General features: G+C 71.6%; 15 protein-coding genes. 8 read left to right on the forward strand and 7 right to left on the reverse strand.

Going from position 1 to position 17,273, the window contains the following annotated elements; genetic code table 11:
• Positions 1-53 precede the first annotated feature (53 nt).
• From AB0J10_RS24750 to AB0J10_RS24765, 4 genes are all read left to right on the forward strand, one after another.
• Entirely contained in the window at positions 54-1,271 is a 1,218-nt protein-coding gene (locus AB0J10_RS24750; RefSeq protein WP_363064666.1) for an FAD-binding oxidoreductase, read from the forward strand.
• 52 nt (positions 1,272-1,323) lie between these two features.
• Positions 1,324-2,667, forward strand: a complete 1,344-nt coding sequence (locus AB0J10_RS24755; RefSeq protein ID WP_363064667.1) for a VOC family protein — start codon at positions 1,324-1,326, stop codon at positions 2,665-2,667.
• A gap of 115 nt (positions 2,668-2,782) precedes the next feature.
• Positions 2,783-4,330 (forward strand): aldehyde dehydrogenase family protein, encoded by a 1,548-nt coding sequence (locus AB0J10_RS24760; protein WP_363064668.1) that lies wholly within the window; start codon positions 2,783-2,785, stop codon positions 4,328-4,330.
• Between the two features lie 102 nt (positions 4,331-4,432).
• On the forward strand, positions 4,433-5,575 hold the full coding sequence (locus AB0J10_RS24765) for an NAD(P)-binding domain-containing protein (protein ID WP_363064669.1): 1,143 nt from the start codon (positions 4,433-4,435) through the stop codon (positions 5,573-5,575).
• A gap of 55 nt (positions 5,576-5,630) precedes the next feature.
• On the opposite strand, the gene mltG is transcribed toward AB0J10_RS24765, so the two are convergent.
• A complete protein-coding gene (gene mltG / locus AB0J10_RS24770; protein WP_363064670.1) occupies positions 5,631-6,509 on the reverse strand; it encodes an endolytic transglycosylase MltG in 879 nt (292 codons plus the stop codon).
• 184 nt (positions 6,510-6,693) lie between these two features.
• Positions 6,694-8,514: an ABC transporter ATP-binding protein gene (locus AB0J10_RS24775; protein ID WP_363064671.1), complete on the reverse strand. Its 1,821-nt coding sequence runs from the start codon at positions 8,512-8,514 to the stop codon at positions 6,694-6,696.
• 94 nt (positions 8,515-8,608) lie between these two features.
• Here AB0J10_RS24775 and AB0J10_RS24780 point away from each other — a divergent pair, with 94 nt between their 5' ends.
• The gene (locus tag AB0J10_RS24780) at positions 8,609-9,064 is read left to right on the forward strand and encodes a MarR family transcriptional regulator (RefSeq protein WP_363064672.1); all 456 of its coding nucleotides are present in this window, start codon (positions 8,609-8,611) and stop codon (positions 9,062-9,064) included.
• A gap of 5 nt (positions 9,065-9,069) precedes the next feature.
• On the opposite strand, the gene AB0J10_RS24785 is transcribed toward AB0J10_RS24780, so the two are convergent.
• Complete coding sequence (locus AB0J10_RS24785) at positions 9,070-9,717, reverse strand: TMEM175 family protein (protein WP_363064673.1); 648 nt, start codon at positions 9,715-9,717, stop codon at positions 9,070-9,072.
• 213 nt (positions 9,718-9,930) lie between these two features.
• Positions 9,931-10,722, reverse strand: a complete 792-nt coding sequence (locus AB0J10_RS24790; protein WP_363064674.1) for a metal-dependent hydrolase — start codon at positions 10,720-10,722, stop codon at positions 9,931-9,933.
• Between the two features lie 121 nt (positions 10,723-10,843).
• On the opposite strand from AB0J10_RS24790, the gene AB0J10_RS24795 reads away from it, so the two are divergent.
• Positions 10,844-13,357: a DUF3516 domain-containing protein gene (locus AB0J10_RS24795; protein WP_363064675.1), complete on the forward strand. Its 2,514-nt coding sequence runs from the start codon at positions 10,844-10,846 to the stop codon at positions 13,355-13,357.
• Between the two features lie 119 nt (positions 13,358-13,476).
• On the opposite strand, the gene AB0J10_RS24800 is transcribed toward AB0J10_RS24795, so the two are convergent.
• On the reverse strand, positions 13,477-13,884 hold the full coding sequence (locus AB0J10_RS24800; RefSeq protein WP_363064676.1) for a hypothetical protein: 408 nt from the start codon (positions 13,882-13,884) through the stop codon (positions 13,477-13,479).
• Between the two features lie 91 nt (positions 13,885-13,975).
• On the opposite strand from AB0J10_RS24800, the gene AB0J10_RS24805 reads away from it, so the two are divergent.
• Positions 13,976-14,464: a glutathione peroxidase gene (locus AB0J10_RS24805; protein ID WP_363064677.1), complete on the forward strand. Its 489-nt coding sequence runs from the start codon at positions 13,976-13,978 to the stop codon at positions 14,462-14,464.
• Positions 14,465-14,535: 71 nt separating this feature from the next.
• On the opposite strand, the gene AB0J10_RS24810 is transcribed toward AB0J10_RS24805, so the two are convergent.
• Complete coding sequence (locus tag AB0J10_RS24810) at positions 14,536-15,792, reverse strand: acyl-CoA dehydrogenase family protein (RefSeq protein ID WP_363064678.1); 1,257 nt, start codon at positions 15,790-15,792, stop codon at positions 14,536-14,538.
• Between the two features lie 159 nt (positions 15,793-15,951).
• Between AB0J10_RS24810 and AB0J10_RS24815 the strand changes: the two genes are divergently transcribed.
• On the forward strand, positions 15,952-16,602 hold the full coding sequence (locus AB0J10_RS24815; RefSeq protein WP_363064679.1) for a TetR family transcriptional regulator: 651 nt from the start codon (positions 15,952-15,954) through the stop codon (positions 16,600-16,602).
• A 65-nt stretch (positions 16,603-16,667) separates the two neighbouring features.
• Here the strand turns inward: AB0J10_RS24815 and def are convergent, their stop codons facing one another.
• Complete coding sequence (gene def / locus AB0J10_RS24820) at positions 16,668-17,210, reverse strand: peptide deformylase (protein ID WP_363064680.1); 543 nt, start codon at positions 17,208-17,210, stop codon at positions 16,668-16,670.
• Positions 17,211-17,273 lie beyond the last annotated feature (63 nt).

The raw sequence follows: 17,273 nt of genomic DNA on the forward strand, positions 1-17,273 counted from the left end.
CGCTTCCGCACGCTCCATGGACGCGGGGGCGTCCCCGCGGTCACCATGGCCTCATGGCTCACGAGACCGCTCGTCAGGCCCTCGGGGAACCGCACGGCTCCGAGCCGCTCCCCCGCACGGCCGAGGTGGTGGTGATCGGGGGCGGGGTCATCGGCGCGAGCACGGCGTTCCATCTCGCCGAGGCGGGAGTCCGTGACGTCCTGGTCCTGGAGCGGGACACACCGGCTTCCGGTTCCTCGGGAAAGCCGATCGGCGGTGTGCGGGCGCAGTTCTCGGATCCGCTGAACATCCGGCTGGGACAGCGCAGTCTGCGGGCGTGGCGGGAGTTCGGCGACCGGCCGGGTGCGGACGTGGGACTGGACCGGGTCGGCTATCTGTTCCTGCTGCGCCGCGACGAGGACGTGGCGGCGTTCCGCGAGGCCACAGCGGTGCAGCGGGAGCTCGGTGTGGACAGCCGACTCGTCCGTCCACGCGAGGCCCACCGGCTGTGCCCCTTCCTCGACCCCGACGCGATCATCGCGGCCGCCCACTCCCCCGACGACGGCTTCGCGCTGCCCGGGCCCGCCGTGCTCGGATATCTGCGGGCGGCCCGGGGCCTCGGGGCGAGGGTGCGCACGCACTGCGCGGTCACCGGGTTCGAGCGCGACGGCGAGGCACTGACCGCCGTGCGCACGACCGCCGGCACGGTCCGTACCGGCACCGTTGTCTGCGCTGCGGGAGCGTGGTCGGGCGAGATCGCCGCGCTGGCCGGCCTCTCCCTGCCCGTGGTCCCGCTGCGCCGCCAGATCGCCCTCACCGGACCGGTCGTCCCGGCCCCGCCGCGCATACCGTTCACCCTGGACTTCACGTCCACCCTGTACTTCCACGGCGACAACGCCGGCGGTCTCGTCCTCGGGCTCTCCGACCCACGCCAGGAACCCGGCTTCGGAAGGGAGTTCACCGAGGAGTGGCTGGAGCCGTTCCGTGCCGCCGCGGCCCGTGTCGCACCCGCGCTGGCGGAGCTGGAGCCGGCCGGCGGGGGCTGGGCGGGGCTCTACGAGATGACGCCGGACCGCAACGCCCTGATCGGCGAGGCGCCCGGCGCACGCCGTTTCCTGTACGCCACGGGGTTCTCCGGGCACGGCTTCCTCCAGGCGCCCGCGGTGGGCGAGATCGTGCGCGATCTGTACCTGGGGCGTGAGCCGTTCCTCGACGTGGGCCCGCTGGCCGCGACCCGCTTCGCCCCGGCCGGCTCCCGGGCGACCGCCCGCCCGGAGGCCCACATCATCTGACGGCCGACCGGACGGCCCCGCCGTTCGGCCCCGAACCGCCCGGGAGGCTCCCATGGCGACGACCGTCCCCACCTGGCGGCTCCGCGCCGCCTTCGCCCGCCGGCTCTCCGCCATGTACGGAGCGGAGGTGCCGGCCTACACCACGCTGGTGGAGGTGGCCGGCCGGGTGAACGCCACGGTCATGCGGGCGGCGGGCGGGGAACGGGCCCAGCGATTCGGCAGTATCGAACGGGTCACGGCGGAACGGCACGGCGCCATCCGGGTCGGCACCCCGGGCGAACTGCGCCGGGCGGCACAGATCTTCGCCGCGCTCGGTATGGAGCCGGTCGGCTTCTACGATCTGCGGGAAGCCGCGGCCAGTTCCGTACCGGTCGTCTCGACCGCGTTCCGCCCGGTGACCCCCGAAGAGCTGGCCCGCAATCCGTTCCGGGTCTTCACCTCCGTGCTCACGCCGGCGGACCGCCGATTCTTCGACACGGACCTGCACAGACGGCTGGAGGCGTTCCTGGACCGCCGCGAACTGTTCCCGCCCGAACTGCTCGAGCTGGCCGGGCGCGCCGAACGCGAGGGAGGGCTCGACGGGGATCGTGCCGAACGCTTCCTCCACCTCGCGGTCGCCGCGTTCGAGCTGTCCCCGGAGCCCGTGGACCGGGTCTGGTACGCGGAGTTGGAGAAGGTCTCCGCGGTCGCCGCCGACATCGGCGGTGTGACGAGCACGCACGTCAACCACCTCACCCCGCGCGTGCTGGACATCGACGACCTCTACCACCGGATGGAGGCCCTCGGCGTCTCGATGATCGACCGGATCCAGGGGCCCCCGCGATGGGACGGCCCCGAGGTGCTGCTGCGCCAGACGTCCTTCCGCGCGCTGGCGGAACCCCGTGTGTTCCGGGAGCCGGACGGCAGCCTTTCCGAGGGCTCGCTGAGGGTGCGCTTCGGTGAGGTCGAGGCACGCGGCATCGCCCTCAGCCGCGAGGGCCGGGCGTTGTACGACCGGCTCGTCGACGGGCCCGTGGAGGACTGGGCGGCGCACTTCCCCCGGACCGAGCACCGGCTGGCCGCCGACGGGCTCGGGTACTTCACCTACGAGGCCGTCCGGCACCGGCCGCGGGACGGGCGGACGCCCCCGGATGATGTCGGCGGCCTGCTTGACGGCGGCTGGGTCACCGCCCGCCCGATCGTGTACGAGGACTTCCTGCCGCGCTCGGCGGCCGGGATCTTCCAGTCGAACCTCACCGACCCCGGTGCCCGCGACGCGGCGCAGACCGGGGCCCACTACGACCAGGCGTGGCTGTCCGGGGCGATCGGACGCGTCGTGCACGACCCCTTCGACCTCTACGCCGCCCAGCAGGCCGGCTCACTGAGCAGGGCCCGCCCGTGCCCCGAAGGGCGATGAGCAGCGGCCCGTACGGCGGACGGGGCGGAGCCCGGGTGGAGCGGGACCACCGGCCCGAGAGCCTGCCACGAACACGACGAACACGACGACCACGACGAACCGAGGAGAGCGCAGCATGACCACCACCGCACTGCCCGGCACGGACGCCCTTCGGGACCGGGCCGCGAGGGCGCTGCACCGCTGCGGCGCGCCCGTGCCCCGGGCCGGATCGGGGGGCCCGGCCGGCGGGCTCTCCGCCCGGACGCCGCTGACCGGGGAGACGCTCTTCACCCTGCCCGCCACCTCGGCCGAGGACACCGCCCGGGCCGTGGCGGAGGCTGCGGCGGCCTTCGGGGAGTGGCGCACCGTTCCGGCCCCGCGCCGCGGAGCGGTGGTCCGGCGCCTCGGTGAGCTGCTCGCCGCGCACCGGGAGGACCTGGCCGAGCTCGTCACCGTCGAGGCCGGGAAGATCCGCTCCGAGGCTCTGGGCGAAGTGCAGGAGATGATCGACGTCTGCGAATTCGCGGTCGGTCTCTCCCGTCAGCTGTACGGGCGCACGATGGCGTCGGAGAGACCGGGCCACCGGCTGTCGGAGAGCTGGCACCCGCTGGGGGTCGTCGGGGTGATCTCCGCCTTCAACTTCCCCGTCGCGGTCTGGTCGTGGAACACGGCGATCGCGCTGGTCTGCGGCGACCCGGTGGTGTGGAAGCCGTCCGAGCTGACCCCGCTCACAGCCGTGGCGTGCGATGCCCTGCTTCGCCGGGCGGCCGCGGAGACGGGTGCCCCGGACGGGATCCACCGACTGCTGCTGGGCGGCCGTGAATGCGGCGAGCGGCTGGTCGACGATCCGCGGGTGGCGCTGGTCAGCGCCACCGGGTCGGTACGCATGGGGCGGGAGGTGGGCCCCCGGGTCGCCGCCCGCTTCGGGCGCTGCCTGCTGGAGCTCGGCGGCAACAACGCAGCGGTCGTCACCCCGGCCGCCGACCTGGACCTGGCCGTGCGTGCCATCGTCTTCTCGGCGGCCGGCACGGCCGGTCAGCGCTGTACGAGCCTGCGGCGGCTGATCGTGCACGAGGACGTCGCCGACGATCTCACCACGCGTATCGTCCACGCCTACACCCGGCTGCCGGTGGGCGACCCGTTCCGGGACGACACCCTGGTGGGGCCGCTGATCTCGGAGCGGGCCCTGGAGGCCATGGCGAAGGCCCTCGACACGGCGCAGGCGGACGGCGGAAAGCTGCTGACCGGAGGCGATCGCCGGTTGCGGGAGCAGGCGCCCTCGGCGGCCTATGTGCGCCCGGCGGTGGTGCGGATGCCGGGGCAGACGCCCATCGTCCGCGAGGAGACGTTCGCGCCGATCCTGTACGTCCTCACCTACCGGACGCTCGAGGAGGCGATCGCACTGCACAACGACGTCCCCCAGGGCCTGTCGTCCTCGATCTTCACCCGGGACCAGCGGGAGGCCGAGCGGTTCCTCGCCGCCGACGGCTCCGACTGCGGGATCGCCAACGTCAACATCGGCACTTCCGGGGCGGAGATCGGAGGCGCGTTCGGCGGCGAGAAGCAGACCGGCGGGGGCCGCGAGTCGGGCTCGGACGCCTGGCGCGCGTACATGCGCCGGGCCACGAACACCGTCAACTACTCGGAGGAGCTACCGCTGGCCCAGGGGGTCACCTTCCTCTGATCGTGAACGACCCGCCTGCGAGGTCCCGCCCGCGGTCCGGGGCGGCCCCCGCTGTCCTCTCCGGACGGGAAGATCCACGACTCCCCCATCGTTGGTAGAACCGTGAACAACTTCGCGGTGCGAGACGTGGACGTGGTCGTCATCGGCGCCGGACAGGCCGGGCTGTCCGGCGCCTACCACCTGCGGCGAGCGGGTCTGCGCGCCGATGTCGGCTTCGTGGTCCTCGACCACGCGCCGGGACCCGGCGGTGCGTGGCAGTTCAGGTGGCCCTCGCTGACGTACGGCAAGGTCCACGGCATGCACGCGCTGCCCGGCATGGAGCTGACCGGCGCCGACGCGGGCCGTCCGTCCTCCGAGGTCATCGGCGAGTACTTCACGCGCTACGAGGACGCCTTCGGGCTTCGGGTGCACCGGCCCGTCCACGTCGGGGCGGTGCGCGAGGGCGCGGGCGGCCGGCTGCTGGTCGAGACGTCGGAGGGCACGTACGCCGCACGGGCACTCATCAACGCCACCGGCACCTGGGACCGGCCGTTCTGGCCGCACTACCCGGGCCAGGAGACCTTCCGCGGTCGGCAGTTGCACACGGCCCAGTACCCGGGCCCCGAGGCGTTCGCCGGGCAGCGGGTGGTCGTGGTCGGCGGCGGCGCGTCGGGAACCCAGCACCTGATGGAGATCGCCGAGATGGCGGCGGGGACGACCTGGGTGACCCGGAAGCCGCCGGTGTTCCGTGAGGGCCCGTTCGGGGAGGCGCAGGGTCGCGCGGCGGTCGCCCTGGTGGAGGAGCGGGTCCGGAAGGGGCTGCCGCCGCGGAGTGTGGTGTCGGTGACGGGCCTGCCGCTGAACGACGCTATCCGGCGGGCCCGCGAGCAGGGCGTCCTCGACCGGATGCCGATGTTCGACCGGATCACCCCGGAGGGCGTGGTGTGGGACGACGGCCGAGCGGTCGAGGCGGACGTCATTCTCTGGGCCACCGGGTTCCGCGCCGCGATCGACCATCTCGCGCCCCTGAGGCTGCGAGAGCCGGGTGGCGGCATCACGGTGGAGGGGACCCGCGCGGTTCGGGACGAACGCGTCCATCTCGTCGGCTACGGTCCGTCCGCCTCGACGATCGGTGCCAACCGGGCCGGACGGGCCGCGGTCCGGGAGATCATGCGGCTCTTGGGCCACGGGCCCGCGGCCGTGTCGTCCGGGGACCCGCTGCCGCCGGACGAGGCGGCCGGGGACCTGGCCGCCCTCCCCGGCTGAGGCGCCCTCGCAGGACGTCCGCGGCACCCGGAGCCCCCGGGCCGGGTCCGACCGGTCACCCGGTGTCGGACCCCGCCCTCCCGCGGATCCTGTTGAACTCGGCGACGTTGCGGTTGTGCTCCTCGAAGTCGGCGGTGAAGCGCGTGTCACCGGGTTGGACGGTCACGAAGTACAGCCAGTCGCCCTCCGCCGGCCCGACGGCCGCCTTCATCGCCGCCTCGCCCGGGTTCCCGATCGGCGTCGGCGGCAGCCCCCTCTGCGCATAGGTGTTGTAGGGGCTCCGGAGTCCGGTGTCCTGACGGGTGGTGTCGAGGGTGGAGCGGTTCAGCGCGTAGTTGAGGGTCGAGTCCATCTGCAGCGGCATGTTCCGGGCGAGCCTGTTGTGCACGACGCGTGCCACCCTTGCCATGTCCTCGGCGCTGTCCGCCTCCGCCTGGACGATGCTGGCGACGATCACCGCCTGATGGAGCGTCATGCCATGGCGCCGCACCCCGTCGGTGAGGGACGAGGTGCCGAAACGATGGCCCGCCGTGTTGACCATGAAGCTGAGCAGACTGCCCGGGGACGACTCGGGGCCGACGGGATAGGTCGCCGGGAAGAGATAGCCCTCGGGATTCCCGCGGGCCTCCGCCGGAAGCCTCAACCGCGAGCCCGCAGCGGTCGCCGTCCGAAGGGTGGTGCCGGCCCGGACCCCGAGCGCCTTGTCCACGGCGGCGTAGACCTGGGAGGAACGCCACCCCTCCGGGACGAGCAGGGTCTTCGGCCGCGCCTGGGGCTCGGTGGCCCTCTTCTTCGACTGGGGCAGCAGCGTCAGGACGACGGCCGTCACCGCACCCATCAGGCCGACCACGCCCGCGAACAGCAGCAGTCGGCCGCGGCGCGTCAGACGGAGCCGGCGCCGACGGCGCCGGGCCTTCGGGAACTCCCTCTTCATAAGGGCACGCTAACCCGACAAAACCACACACAACAGAATCCGCGCCGTCACCCCCACGGTGAACCGGCCCAGTGACGACGGACGGCAGAGGCCCGGTTCACGTTCGACGGTCGGGGCGCGACGCACGGCACAGTGCACGGCACCGCTCTCTGCACGGCGGCCGGCGGGAAGAACGACCGGACGCTCAGGACGCGACCGGCGCCAGCTGGGCATCCCTGCGCACCAGAGCGGCGTAGCGCCCGTTCCGCTCCATCAGCTCCTCGTGCGTCCCGCGTTCGGCGATCCGCCCGCCGTCGAGGACGACGATCTCGTCGGCGTCGCGCACGGTGGAGAGCCGGTGGGCGATGGTGATCGTCGTGCGTCCGGCGGAGAGTGCGTCGACCGCCTGCTGAACGGCCTGCTCGGTGCGGGTGTCGAGCGCGCTGGTGGCCTCGTCCAGGATGAGCACCGGTGGATCGCGCAGGATCGTCCGGGCGATGGCGAGCCGCTGCTTCTCACCGCCGGAGAACCGGTACCCCCGCTCGCCCACGAGCGTGTCGTAGCCGTCGGGCAGCGAGGCGATGTGGTCGTGGATCTGCGCCGCCCGCGCCGCCGCCTCGATCTCGGCATCGGTGGCGTCCGGCTTGGCGAAGCGCAGATTGTCCGCGACCGACGCGTGAAAGAGGTACGTCTCCTGGGAGACGACGCCCACGGCCCGGGAGAGGGTGTCGAAGTCGAGGTCGCGGACGTCGACGCCGTCCAGGGTGACCCGGCCCTCCGTGACGTCGTAGAGCCGGGGCACGAGATAGCTGAGCGTGGACTTGCCGGAGCCGGTGGGCCCGACCACGGCGAGGCTCCCACCGGCCGGCACGGTGATCCCGATGCCTTCGAGCGTCGACCCGCTCCTGGCGTCGTAGCGGAAACCGACCTCCTCGAACCGTACTTCCCCCGCCACCTCGGCCAGCCGGACCGGATCCTCCGGTTCTGTGATGTCCATCCGCAGGTCCAGGTACTCGAAGATCCGCTGGAACAGGGCGAGCGACGTCTGGATCTGGACACCCGTGGACAGCAGGCTCACGGCCGGGCGGAACAGCCCTTGCTGCAGTGAGACGAAGGCGACCAGGGTGCCGATCGAGATCGTGGATCCGCCGGACTGCAGCGCAAGACCCGCCGCCCAGTACAGGAAGGCGGGCATCGCGGCCATGACGATGCCGATGACCGCCATCCGCCAGCGGCCGGCCATGCTGGAACGGACCTCGAGATCGACGAGGCGTTCGGACTCGTCGGCGAACGACCGGGTGAGCGAGTCCGCCCGGCCCATCGTGCGGCCGAGGAGGATGCCGCTGACGGACAGCGACTCGGTGACCGTGGCGGCCATGGCCGCCATCTGCTTCTGCCGCTGGGTGGTGATGGCCTTGCGCTCGCGTCCGACCCGGCGGCTGATCCAGACGAAGACCGGCAGCAGGACCAGGGAGACGACCGTGAGCCGCCAGTCGAGCGCGAGCATCGCCACGACGGTGGCGACGACGGCGGTCAGATTGGAGACCAGTGAGGTCGCCGTGGAGGTGACGGTCGCCTGCATGCCGCCGATGTCGTTGGCGATACGGGACTGGACCTCGCCGGTCCGCGTCCGGGTGAAGAACGCGAGCGGCATGCGCTGCAGTTGGGCGTAGACGCCGGTGCGGAGGTCGTGCATCACACGCTGGCCGACCGTGGTCGAGATCAGCGTCTGCAGAACACCGAACACGCTCGTCGTCACGGCGGCGACGATCATCCCGAGGGCGAGCAGCGACAGCAGGCCCGTGCGGCCCTGCGGGATCGCGGTGTCCAGGATTTCGCGCAGCATGAACGGCGAGGCGACGGAAACGAGCGACGAGGCTCCGACCAGCAGCCCCACCACGGCGAGCCGCGCCCGGTAGGGACGGAAGAGCCCGAGGATGCGCCGCACCTGGGCGGGCTGGGCGGGCCGCGTGGGGTCCAGCGGCCGATCGGGAGGTGTCCAGGACGGACCGTCGTGGGTGCGCATGGGCTCCTTCCGCGGATCAGGACCTGACAGCTCGAAGAGCATAGCTCATTATTACCTATACTCACAATGAACATCGTCCTGATATCGTCCGTGCATGACCACTCCAGGCCCCGTTCCCGACGCGGACGGCGTGCTCGCCGAGCAGCTGCTGCGGCTCACCCGGCGGCTGCACCGCATTCAGCGGCAGCATCTGCAGCCGATCGGCATCACCCCGGCCCAGGCCCGGCTGCTGCGGGTCGTCGCCCAGTACGAAGGGGCGCCGCGGATGGCCGATCTGGCCGACCGCCTGGAGGTGGTGCCGCGCGCCGTCACCAGCCTGGTGGACGGGCTGGAGTCGGGCGGCCGCGTCCGCCGGGTGGCCGATCCGACGAACCGCCGCGTGGTGCGCGTGGAGCTCACCGACCTCGGACGCACCACGCTGCGGGAGCTGCGCGGCGCCCGGCGCGCGGCCGCGGAGGACATCCTGGCGCCCCTGACCTCCTCACAGCGCGAGGTGCTCGGCGGACTGCTGTCGGCGCTGCTCGACGGAGGCCCGGGGCCGGCCTGCTAGCCGGGTCAGGGCCGGGGCGGGACCGAGCGGGTCAGGTGGGACAGCCAGACGCGCGCCGGGATCGCAGCCAGCCACCAGTACTGGGCGATCTTCGGCGAGACGAAGGCCAGGGGCACCGACGCGGCGAAGACGACCACCATGACCAGCCCCTCGTACACGGCGATACGCAGCCGTCGGGGCGCCGTGCCCGGAGTGGCCAGGGCAGGCCGCAGCAGCAGCCGCAGTGTCATCGCGGTGATCAGGCCCGAGGCGACGGCGATGGATCCGGCGTACACGGCGGTCGCCGCCGTGGTGTCCGCGTACTCGCTGATCAGACGGGTGGGAAACGGCAGTGCGGCGATCACGGCGAGCAGCGCGAGATAGAGGTACAGCAGACAGGAGTCGAGCCGGGCGACGCGGTGGAACAGGGTGTGCTGGCTGAGCCACAGCACACCGATGACGACGAAGCTCAGCAGATACGCGCCGATGTCGGAGAGGGCCCGGTGGAGCGCCGTACCGAGGGCGCCGACCTCCAGATCGCCGGGCACGGTGATGTCGAGGGCGAGGAGGGTGATCGCGATGGCGAAGACCGCGTCACCGAACGCGAGCAACCGATCGGGCCCGATGATCGCACCGGGAGACTCGTCCTCCCACTCGGGTGTCGGTGTGCTCACGGCGGGGACGCTACCGGCGGTCGCGGGCACCGGCACCCGCTGCTGGGCCGAACGCCGCACGCGGTGCCCCGTCCTCCGTGCCGCACCGAGGGGCCGTGCCGAAAGGCCGCCCTGTACGGGACGCACGACCGTTCGGGGCCGGCCGTCCCGATCGATGCGGGGGCCGCCCACGGGCGCCGGCGCCCGTGTCGCACGGAACCTGCGGCGCCCCTTTCAGATGAAGTTCAGCGCGGCCGCGCCGCCCACTCCCCCGAGCAGCATGAAGGCGGGCATCAGGACCTTCAGCTCCACCCAGCTGCCGGCCCGGAAGCGCATCGCCTTGGGCGGCCCGAGCGCGTACCAGCGCTTGTTGCCGACCGGTATGGGCCACAGGATCGGGCAGCCGGAGACCGTCAGGGCGTCGCCGATGTCGTGCACCAGGGCGCCGAGGACGACGGGCAGCCCCAGCCACAGGTACTCCTGACCCGGTCCGGTGAAGAGCCAGTCCGCTCCGCTGCCCGGCTTGTCCAGGACGCCGGCCAGGATCCAGGCGCTCGTCGCACCGAGCAGCCACACCAGGACGTCACTGGACACCCGTGCGGCCCGCCACAGCAGTCCCTCCACGGCGAGCACCAGGTGCACGAAGAGGATCGCGAGGACAGCCCAGCGCCCTCCGGTCATCGCCAGCGCCGAGGTGCCGCCGCCGATCAGCACGGCCCACAGCCAGGTGTGGGTGAGCGTGCGGTGACCGCCGGTCCGGCGCTTGTCCCCCGGCTTCTTCGTCGCCTTGTAGACCGCGTACGAGAGCTTGTCGACCACTTCGCACAAGCCGCGTGAGAACGGCCCGAAGGCGCGGGAGATCGTCGCCGCCTTGTGGTCGAGGTCCGGCGCGAGCGCCGCTCCCGCGCAGATCAGCGCGCCGACGACGAGGACGGGCCATGGCATCGGATGATCCAGGGCGGCCGCCGCCGCGCCCACCCCCAGCCAGGCCGCCGCCCCGGACAGGGAGTGCGCCGGTCCCATCATGCTCGTTCCCGCCCCATCTGCTGTTGTGCTCGTGCCCAGTTGAGGGGACAGGCTACCGGTAGCGATCTTCCTCCCGGTGGCCGGTTCCCGGTCCCGGCCGGAGGCCAGGCAAGATGGTGGGGTGACCCTTATCGATCAGCTGCCGCCGGACGCCGACCCCGATGCCCTCTTCGAAGCCTTCGCCTCATGGGCCGAGGGTCGGGGCATCTCCCTCTATCCGGCCCAGGAGGAGGCGCTGATCGAGGTGGTCTCCGGGGCCAACGTGATCCTCTCCACACCGACCGGATCGGGAAAGAGCCTGGTCGCGGCCGGTGCGCACTTCGCCGCCCTCGCCCGGGACGAGGTCACGTTCTACACCGCGCCGATCAAGGCCCTGGTGTCGGAGAAGTTCTTCGACCTCTGCAAGCTCTTCGGCACGGAGAACGTCGGCATGCTCACCGGCGACGCGTCCGTGAACGCGGACGCCCCGGTCATCTGCTGCACCGCCGAGGTGCTGGCGTCGATCGCGCTGCGGGACGGCAAGGACGCCGACATCGGCCAGGTCGTGATGGACGAGTTCCACTTCTATGCGGAACCGGACCGCGGCTGGGCCTGGCAGATCCCTCTTCTCGAACTCCCGCAGGCGCAGTTCGTGCTGATGTCGGCGACGCTCGGTGACGTGTCGATGTTCGAGGAGGACCTCACCCGCCGTACCGGTCGTGAGACCGCCGTCGTCCGCTCGGCGACCCGCCCGGTCCCGCTCTCCTACGAGTACCGCACGACCCCCATCACGGAGACGCTGACCGAACTGCTCGAGACCAGGCAGGCACCGGTCTACATCGTGCACTTCACCCAGGCGCAGGCCGTCGAGCGGGCACAGTCGCTGATGAGCATCAACATGTGCACGCGGGAGGAGAAGGACCGCATCGCCGAGCTGATCGGCAACTTCCGGTTCACCACCAAGTTCGGCCGGAACCTGTCCCGCTTCGTCCGCCACGGCATCGGCGTCCACCACGCGGGCATGCTGCCCAAGTACCGGCGCCTCGTGGAGAAGCTGGCGCAGGCCGGCCTGCTGAAGGTGATCTGCGGTACGGACACCCTCGGCGTGGGCGTCAACGTCCCCATCCGCACGGTGCTGTTCACCGCGCTCACCAAGTACGACGGAAGCCGGGTGCGTACGCTCCGCTCCCGGGAGTTCCACCAGATCGCGGGCCGCGCGGGCCGGGCGGGCTTCGACACCGCCGGCTTCGTCGTCGCCCAGGCCCCCGACCACGTCGTCGAGAACGAGAAGGCCCTCGCCAAGGCCGGCGACGACCCGAAGAAGAAGCGCAAGGTCGTCCGCAAGAAGGCCCCCGAGGGCTTCGTCGGCTGGACGCGGAACTCCTTCGAGAAACTGATCGCCTCCGACCCCGAGCCGCTCACCTCCCGCTTCAAGGTCACCCACGCCATGCTGCTGTCGGTGATCGCCCGCCCGGGCAACGCCTTCGATGCGATGCGCAAGCTCCTCGAGGACAACCACGAACCGCGCAAGCAGCAGCTCCGGCACATCCGCCGAGCCATCGCCATCTACCGTTCGCTCCTCGACGGAGGGATCGTCGAACGCCTCGACGCCCCCGACGCCCAGGGCCGTGTCGTCCGGCTGACCGTGGACTTCCAGCAGGACTTCGCGCTCAACCAGGCGCTCTCCACGTTCGCCCTCGCGGCCTTCGACCTGCTGGACCCCGAGTCGCCGTCGTACGCCCTGGACATGGTCTCCGTCGTCGAGTCCACGCTCGACGACCCGCGGCAGATCCTCGGGGCCCAGGAGAACAAGGCGCGGGGCGAGGCGGTCGCCGCGATGAAGGCGGACGGCGTCGAGTACGAGGAGCGGATGGAAAGGCTCCAGGAGATCTCGTACCCCAAGCCGCTGGAGGAACTGCTGTGGCACGCGTACGACACGTACCGGAAGTCGCACCCGTGGGTCGGTGACCACCCGGTCTCGCCCAAGTCGGTCATCCGGGACATGTACGAACGGGCGCTGTCCTTCACCGAGTTCACGTCCTTCTACGAGCTGGCCCGCACCGAGGGGATCGTGCTGCGGTATCTCGCGAGCGCGTACAAGGCCCTGGACCACACCGTCCCGGACGATCTGAAGACCGAGGACCTCCAGGATCTGATCGCCTGGCTGGGCGAGATGGTCCGCCAGGTCGACTCCAGCCTCCTCGACGAGTGGGAGCAGCTGGCCAATCCCGAGGTCGAGACCGCGGAGGAGGCGCAGGAGAAGGCCGACCAGGTCAAGCCGGTCACCGCGAACGCCCGCGCCTTCCGGGTGCTGGTCCGCAACGCCATGTTCCGCCGGGTGGAGCTGGCGGCGCTGGACCGCGTCGACGAGCTGGCCCGGCTGGACGCGGAGTCGGGCTGGGACGAGGACGCCTGGGGCGAGGCCATGGACGGGTACTGGGACGAGTACGACGACCTGGGCACCGGGCCGGACGCGCGCGGACCGAAGCTGCTCGCCATCGAGGAGGACCCGGGACACGGCCTCTGGCGGGTCCGGCAGACCTTCGCCGACCCGAACGACGACCACGACTGGGGCATCAGCGCGGAGGTCGACCTGGCGGCCTCCGACGAGGAGGGGCGGGCCGTCGTCCGCGTGACGTCCGTCGGCCGGCTGTGAGACGGGGGCCGCACGAGCCACCCGGGAGGGCCGAACGCTCGTCCCGGTCGTGCGGGAGGGGCTGTTCCGCCGGCCGGGCGGCCGAGGACCGCCCGGCCGGCGTCACGCCCCGTACGGGGTCACTTCTTGACGGGGTCGAGGCAGAGGACGAACTTGTCGGCGTCCCACTGCTGGGCGAGGGCGGCCTCGCCGACGGTGCAGGCGTTGACGTCGAAGGTGTTCTCGACGACCTTGACGACCTTGTAGTTGGCGTCCTTGTCGTCGCACCCCTTGGTCTCGACCTCGGGGTCGTTCTCCTCGCCGGTGACCTTGACGCAGTCACCGGCCTCGGCGCGGACGGGGGCGTTGAAGACGTAGCCGAGGCCGAGCTTCACCACCACGGCGACGACAATGAGCGCGACCACGCCGAGAAACTTCTTGACCTTGCTCTTCTTGGCGGGTGCGGGCGCGGGTGCGGCGCCGGGTATGGGCTGGCCCTCCGGGAACTGGGGTTCCTGCGGGGCGGGGGAGGGCGTGGGTGCGCTCATCTGCGTTCTTCCTGGGTCGCTGGAGATCGAACGGGCGCACGCTACACGAATAGTAAGAAGCACATAAATACGAGGTACGAAGGAGTCCTTGATGTCCGTTTATGACATCCCTCTGCGCACGCTGTCCGGCGAGGAGACCTCCCTGGCCGAGCTTCGCGGCAAGGCCGTGCTGGTCGTCAACGTGGCGTCCCGCTGTGGCCTCACACCTCAGTACGCGGGGCTGGAGCGACTGCAGAAGACCTACGCGGACCGTGGTTTCACGGTGCTCGGTGTGCCGTGCAACCAGTTCCTGGGCCAGGAGCCCGGCAGCGCCGAGGAGATCGCCACGTTCTGCTCGGCGACGTACGGGGTGACGTTCCCGCTGCTGGAGAAGTCGGATGTGAACGGCGACCAGCGGCATCCGCTCTACGCCGAGTTGACCCGCTTCGCCGACGGTGACGGGGAGGCCGGTGACGTGCAGTGGAACTTCGAGAAGTTCCTCGTCTCCCCGCAGGGCGACGTGGTGGCCCGCTTCCGGCCGCGGACGGAGCCGGAGGCCGCGGAGGTCGTCGCGGCGATCGAGGCGCAGCTCGCGGCCTGATCGGGTCGCGCACGCGCGACGGGGCGCCGCCCGGTGGCCGGGCGGCGCCCCGTCGTTCGCGGGAGCCCGCCTCAACGGATGGGCACGCCGGAGAGGGTGCGGGCGATGACCAGGCGCTGGATCTCGCTCGTGCCCTCGAAGATGGTGTAGATGGCCGCGTCCCGGTGCATGCGCTCGACGGGGTACTCGCGGGTGAAGCCGTTCCCCCCGAGGATCTGGACGGCCTGGGCGGTGACCTCCTTGGCCACCTCGCTGGCGAAGAGCTTGGACATGGAGCCCTCGGCCGCGGTGAACGGCTTGCCGCTCACCGCCATCCAGGAGGCGCGCCACACCAGCAGCCGGGCGGCGTCGATCCGGGTGCGCATGTCGGCCAATTGGAAGGCGACACCCTGGTTGTCGATGATCGGCCGGCCGAACTGCGTGCGCTCCTTGGCGTACTCGAGGGCGTAGTCGTACGCCGCCCGGGCGGTGCCGACCGCCATCGCGCCGACGGCGGGACGGGATGCCTCGAAGGTGGCCATGGCGGCGTTCTTCACGCTCCCCCAGCCTTCGGCCGGGGGGACCCCCACACCGCCGCCGGACCGGGCCCGCTCCCGGGCGCGGGCGAGCCGCTCGTCGAGCTTCTCCTTGCCGCCGAGCAGACAGGAGCCGGGGACGCGGACGTTCTCCAGGACCACCTCGGCGGTGTGCGAGGCGCGGATGCCGTGCTTCCTGAACTTCTGGCCCTGGGAGAGGCCGGGAGTGTTCGGCGGCACGATGAAGGAGGCGTGGCCCCTGGAGCCCAGGTCGGGGTCGACGACGGCGACCACGACGTGGACGTTGGCGATCCCGCCGTTGGTGGCCCAGGTCTTGGTGCCGTCGAGCACCCACTCGTCCTTGGCCTCGTCGTAGACGGCGCGGGTCCGCATGGCACCGACGTCTGAGCCGGCGTCGGGCTCGGAGGAGCAGAACGCGGCGACCTTCACGTCGTCGACGTCGCCGTACATCTGCGGGATCCAGGTCCCGATCTGCTCCTCGGTTCCGTTGGCGAGGACGCCGACGGCGGCGAGTCCCGTGCCGACGATGGAGAGGGCGATACCGGCGTCGCCCCAGAACAGTTCCTCCATGGCCATCGGGATGCCGAGCCCGGTGGGGTCGAAGAACTGCTGGGCGTAGAAGTCGAGGGAGTAGATGCCGACCTTGGCGGCTTCCTGGATGACCGGCCAGGGGGTCTCCTCGCGCTCGTCCCACTCGGCGGCGGCCGGGCGGATCACGTCCCTGGCGAAGCCGTGCAGCCAGTCCCGGACCTGCTTCTGGTCGTCGTTGAGATCGAGCGCGAACTCGGTCATGTCCCCTCCTGATGTGCTGAGCACGCATGTTACTACCGGTAACCGCAGTCTGTTACCGGTGCGTAGCGGCTGTCAACCGCCACCGTGCGGTCGGCGGACGGACCCTGCGGAGTGTTACGTTGCGCAGGCCTCAGGATTCAGTACGGGCGGGGAGAGACCATGGAGACCACCACCACTCAGCAGGGCGACCAGCAGCGGTCGGCCGAGCAGCGGCGGCGCGAGCTGCTCGAAGCCGCCGACCGCGTGGTGCTCCGGGACGGCCCGCAGGCGTCCATGAACGCGATCGCCGCGGAGGCCGGCATCACCAAGCCGATCCTGTACCGGCACTTCGGCGACAAGAGCGGGCTCTACCGCGCGCTCGCCAAGCGTCACACCGACGGACTGCTGGCGGCGCTGCGCACGGCCATCGACGCCAGCTCGGACCGGCGGGAGCGCGTCGAGCACACCCTCGACACCTACCTCACGGCGATCGAGACCCGGCCCCAGGTCTACCGCTTCCTGATGCACCCCGCCGAGGAATCCCAGCAGTCCGAGCAGGGCTTCGACGTCGGCCGGCACACCGCGCCGCTGCTGCGAAGACTCGGTGAGGAACTGGGCAAGGTGATCGCCGAACGCGTCGACCTCGGCCCCGGCGGGGACGAACTGGCCAGGATCTGGGCCCACGGCATCGTCGGCATGATGCACGGTGCGGGCGACTGGTGGCTGGGTGAACGCCCCTGCTCCCGGGAGCACTTGGTGCGCAGCCTCGCGGACCTGCTCTGGGGCGGTCTCTCCGTCGCCGAGGACCGTCCGGGCAGTCCGGGCTTCTGACGCCGACCCCCGGTGCGCGTGCTGGTGCCACCCGGACCCGCCTCGGCGGCCCTAAGGAACCGGCGCTACCGCCGGCCCCACGGGGCGCGGCGAACCTTGCGCAGGGCACGGGCGCGGCGCAGGCCGGTGAGCCGGTCCACGTAGACCCCGCCCTCCAGATGGTCGCACTCGTGCTGCAGGCACCGGGCGAAGAACCCCGTGCCCTCGACCCGCACCGGCGCACCGTCCCCCGTCACTCCCTCGACCACCGCATGGTCGTGCCTGGGGGTCCCCGCCTCGATCCCCGGCAGCGAAAGACAGCCCTCCGGGCCGCGCACCTCGATGCCGTCGGCGGCGACGAGGCGCGGGTTGACCACGTGCCCCACGTGGCGGACGTCCTCGTCGTCGGGGCAGTCGTAGACGAACACCCGCAGCGGCACCCCGACCTGGTTGGCGGCGAGGCCCACCCCGTTCGCGGCGTACATGGTCGCGTACATGTCCTCGATCAGCCGCGTCAGGGGCGGGCCGAAGTCGGTGACGGGTTCACAGGGCGCGTGGAGCACCGGATCGCCGAACAGGCTCATGGCCCGCACGAGGCCGGAACTGCCGGGGATCGGACGGTTTCGCATGGCCGTAAGGGTACGTTCCGCACCTCCCGCCGGTGACCTCCGGGTTTCGTGACGGAGCCGCAG

The organism is Streptomyces sp. NPDC049887 (assembly GCF_040656535.1).
Classification (GTDB): domain Bacteria; phylum Actinomycetota; class Actinomycetes; order Streptomycetales; family Streptomycetaceae; genus Streptomyces.

Excerpts from the sequence above, each read along its gene's own strand:
- AB0J10_RS24805 (WP_363064677.1), top strand. The coding sequence starts at position 13,976 with ATGTCCGTTTATGACATCCCTCTGCGCACGCTGTCCGGCGAGGAGACC.
- AB0J10_RS24810 (WP_363064678.1), bottom strand. The coding sequence starts at position 15,792 with ATGACCGAGTTCGCGCTCGATCTCAACGACGACCAGAAGCAGGTCCGG.
- AB0J10_RS24760 (WP_363064668.1), top strand. The coding sequence starts at position 2,783 with ATGACCACCACCGCACTGCCCGGCACGGACGCCCTTCGGGACCGGGCC.
- mltG (WP_363064670.1), bottom strand. The coding sequence starts at position 6,509 with ATGAAGAGGGAGTTCCCGAAGGCCCGGCGCCGTCGGCGCCGGCTCCGT.
- AB0J10_RS24800 (WP_363064676.1), bottom strand. The coding sequence starts at position 13,884 with ATGAGCGCACCCACGCCCTCCCCCGCCCCGCAGGAACCCCAGTTCCCG.
- AB0J10_RS24815 (WP_363064679.1), top strand. The coding sequence starts at position 15,952 with ATGGAGACCACCACCACTCAGCAGGGCGACCAGCAGCGGTCGGCCGAG.
- AB0J10_RS24790 (WP_363064674.1), bottom strand. The coding sequence starts at position 10,722 with ATGATGGGACCGGCGCACTCCCTGTCCGGGGCGGCGGCCTGGCTGGGG.
- AB0J10_RS24775 (WP_363064671.1), bottom strand. The coding sequence starts at position 8,514 with ATGCGCACCCACGACGGTCCGTCCTGGACACCTCCCGATCGGCCGCTG.
- AB0J10_RS24780 (WP_363064672.1), top strand. The coding sequence starts at position 8,609 with ATGACCACTCCAGGCCCCGTTCCCGACGCGGACGGCGTGCTCGCCGAG.
- AB0J10_RS24750 (WP_363064666.1), top strand. The coding sequence starts at position 54 with ATGGCTCACGAGACCGCTCGTCAGGCCCTCGGGGAACCGCACGGCTCC.
- def (WP_363064680.1), bottom strand. The coding sequence starts at position 17,210 with ATGCGAAACCGTCCGATCCCCGGCAGTTCCGGCCTCGTGCGGGCCATG.
- AB0J10_RS24755 (WP_363064667.1), top strand. The coding sequence starts at position 1,324 with ATGGCGACGACCGTCCCCACCTGGCGGCTCCGCGCCGCCTTCGCCCGC.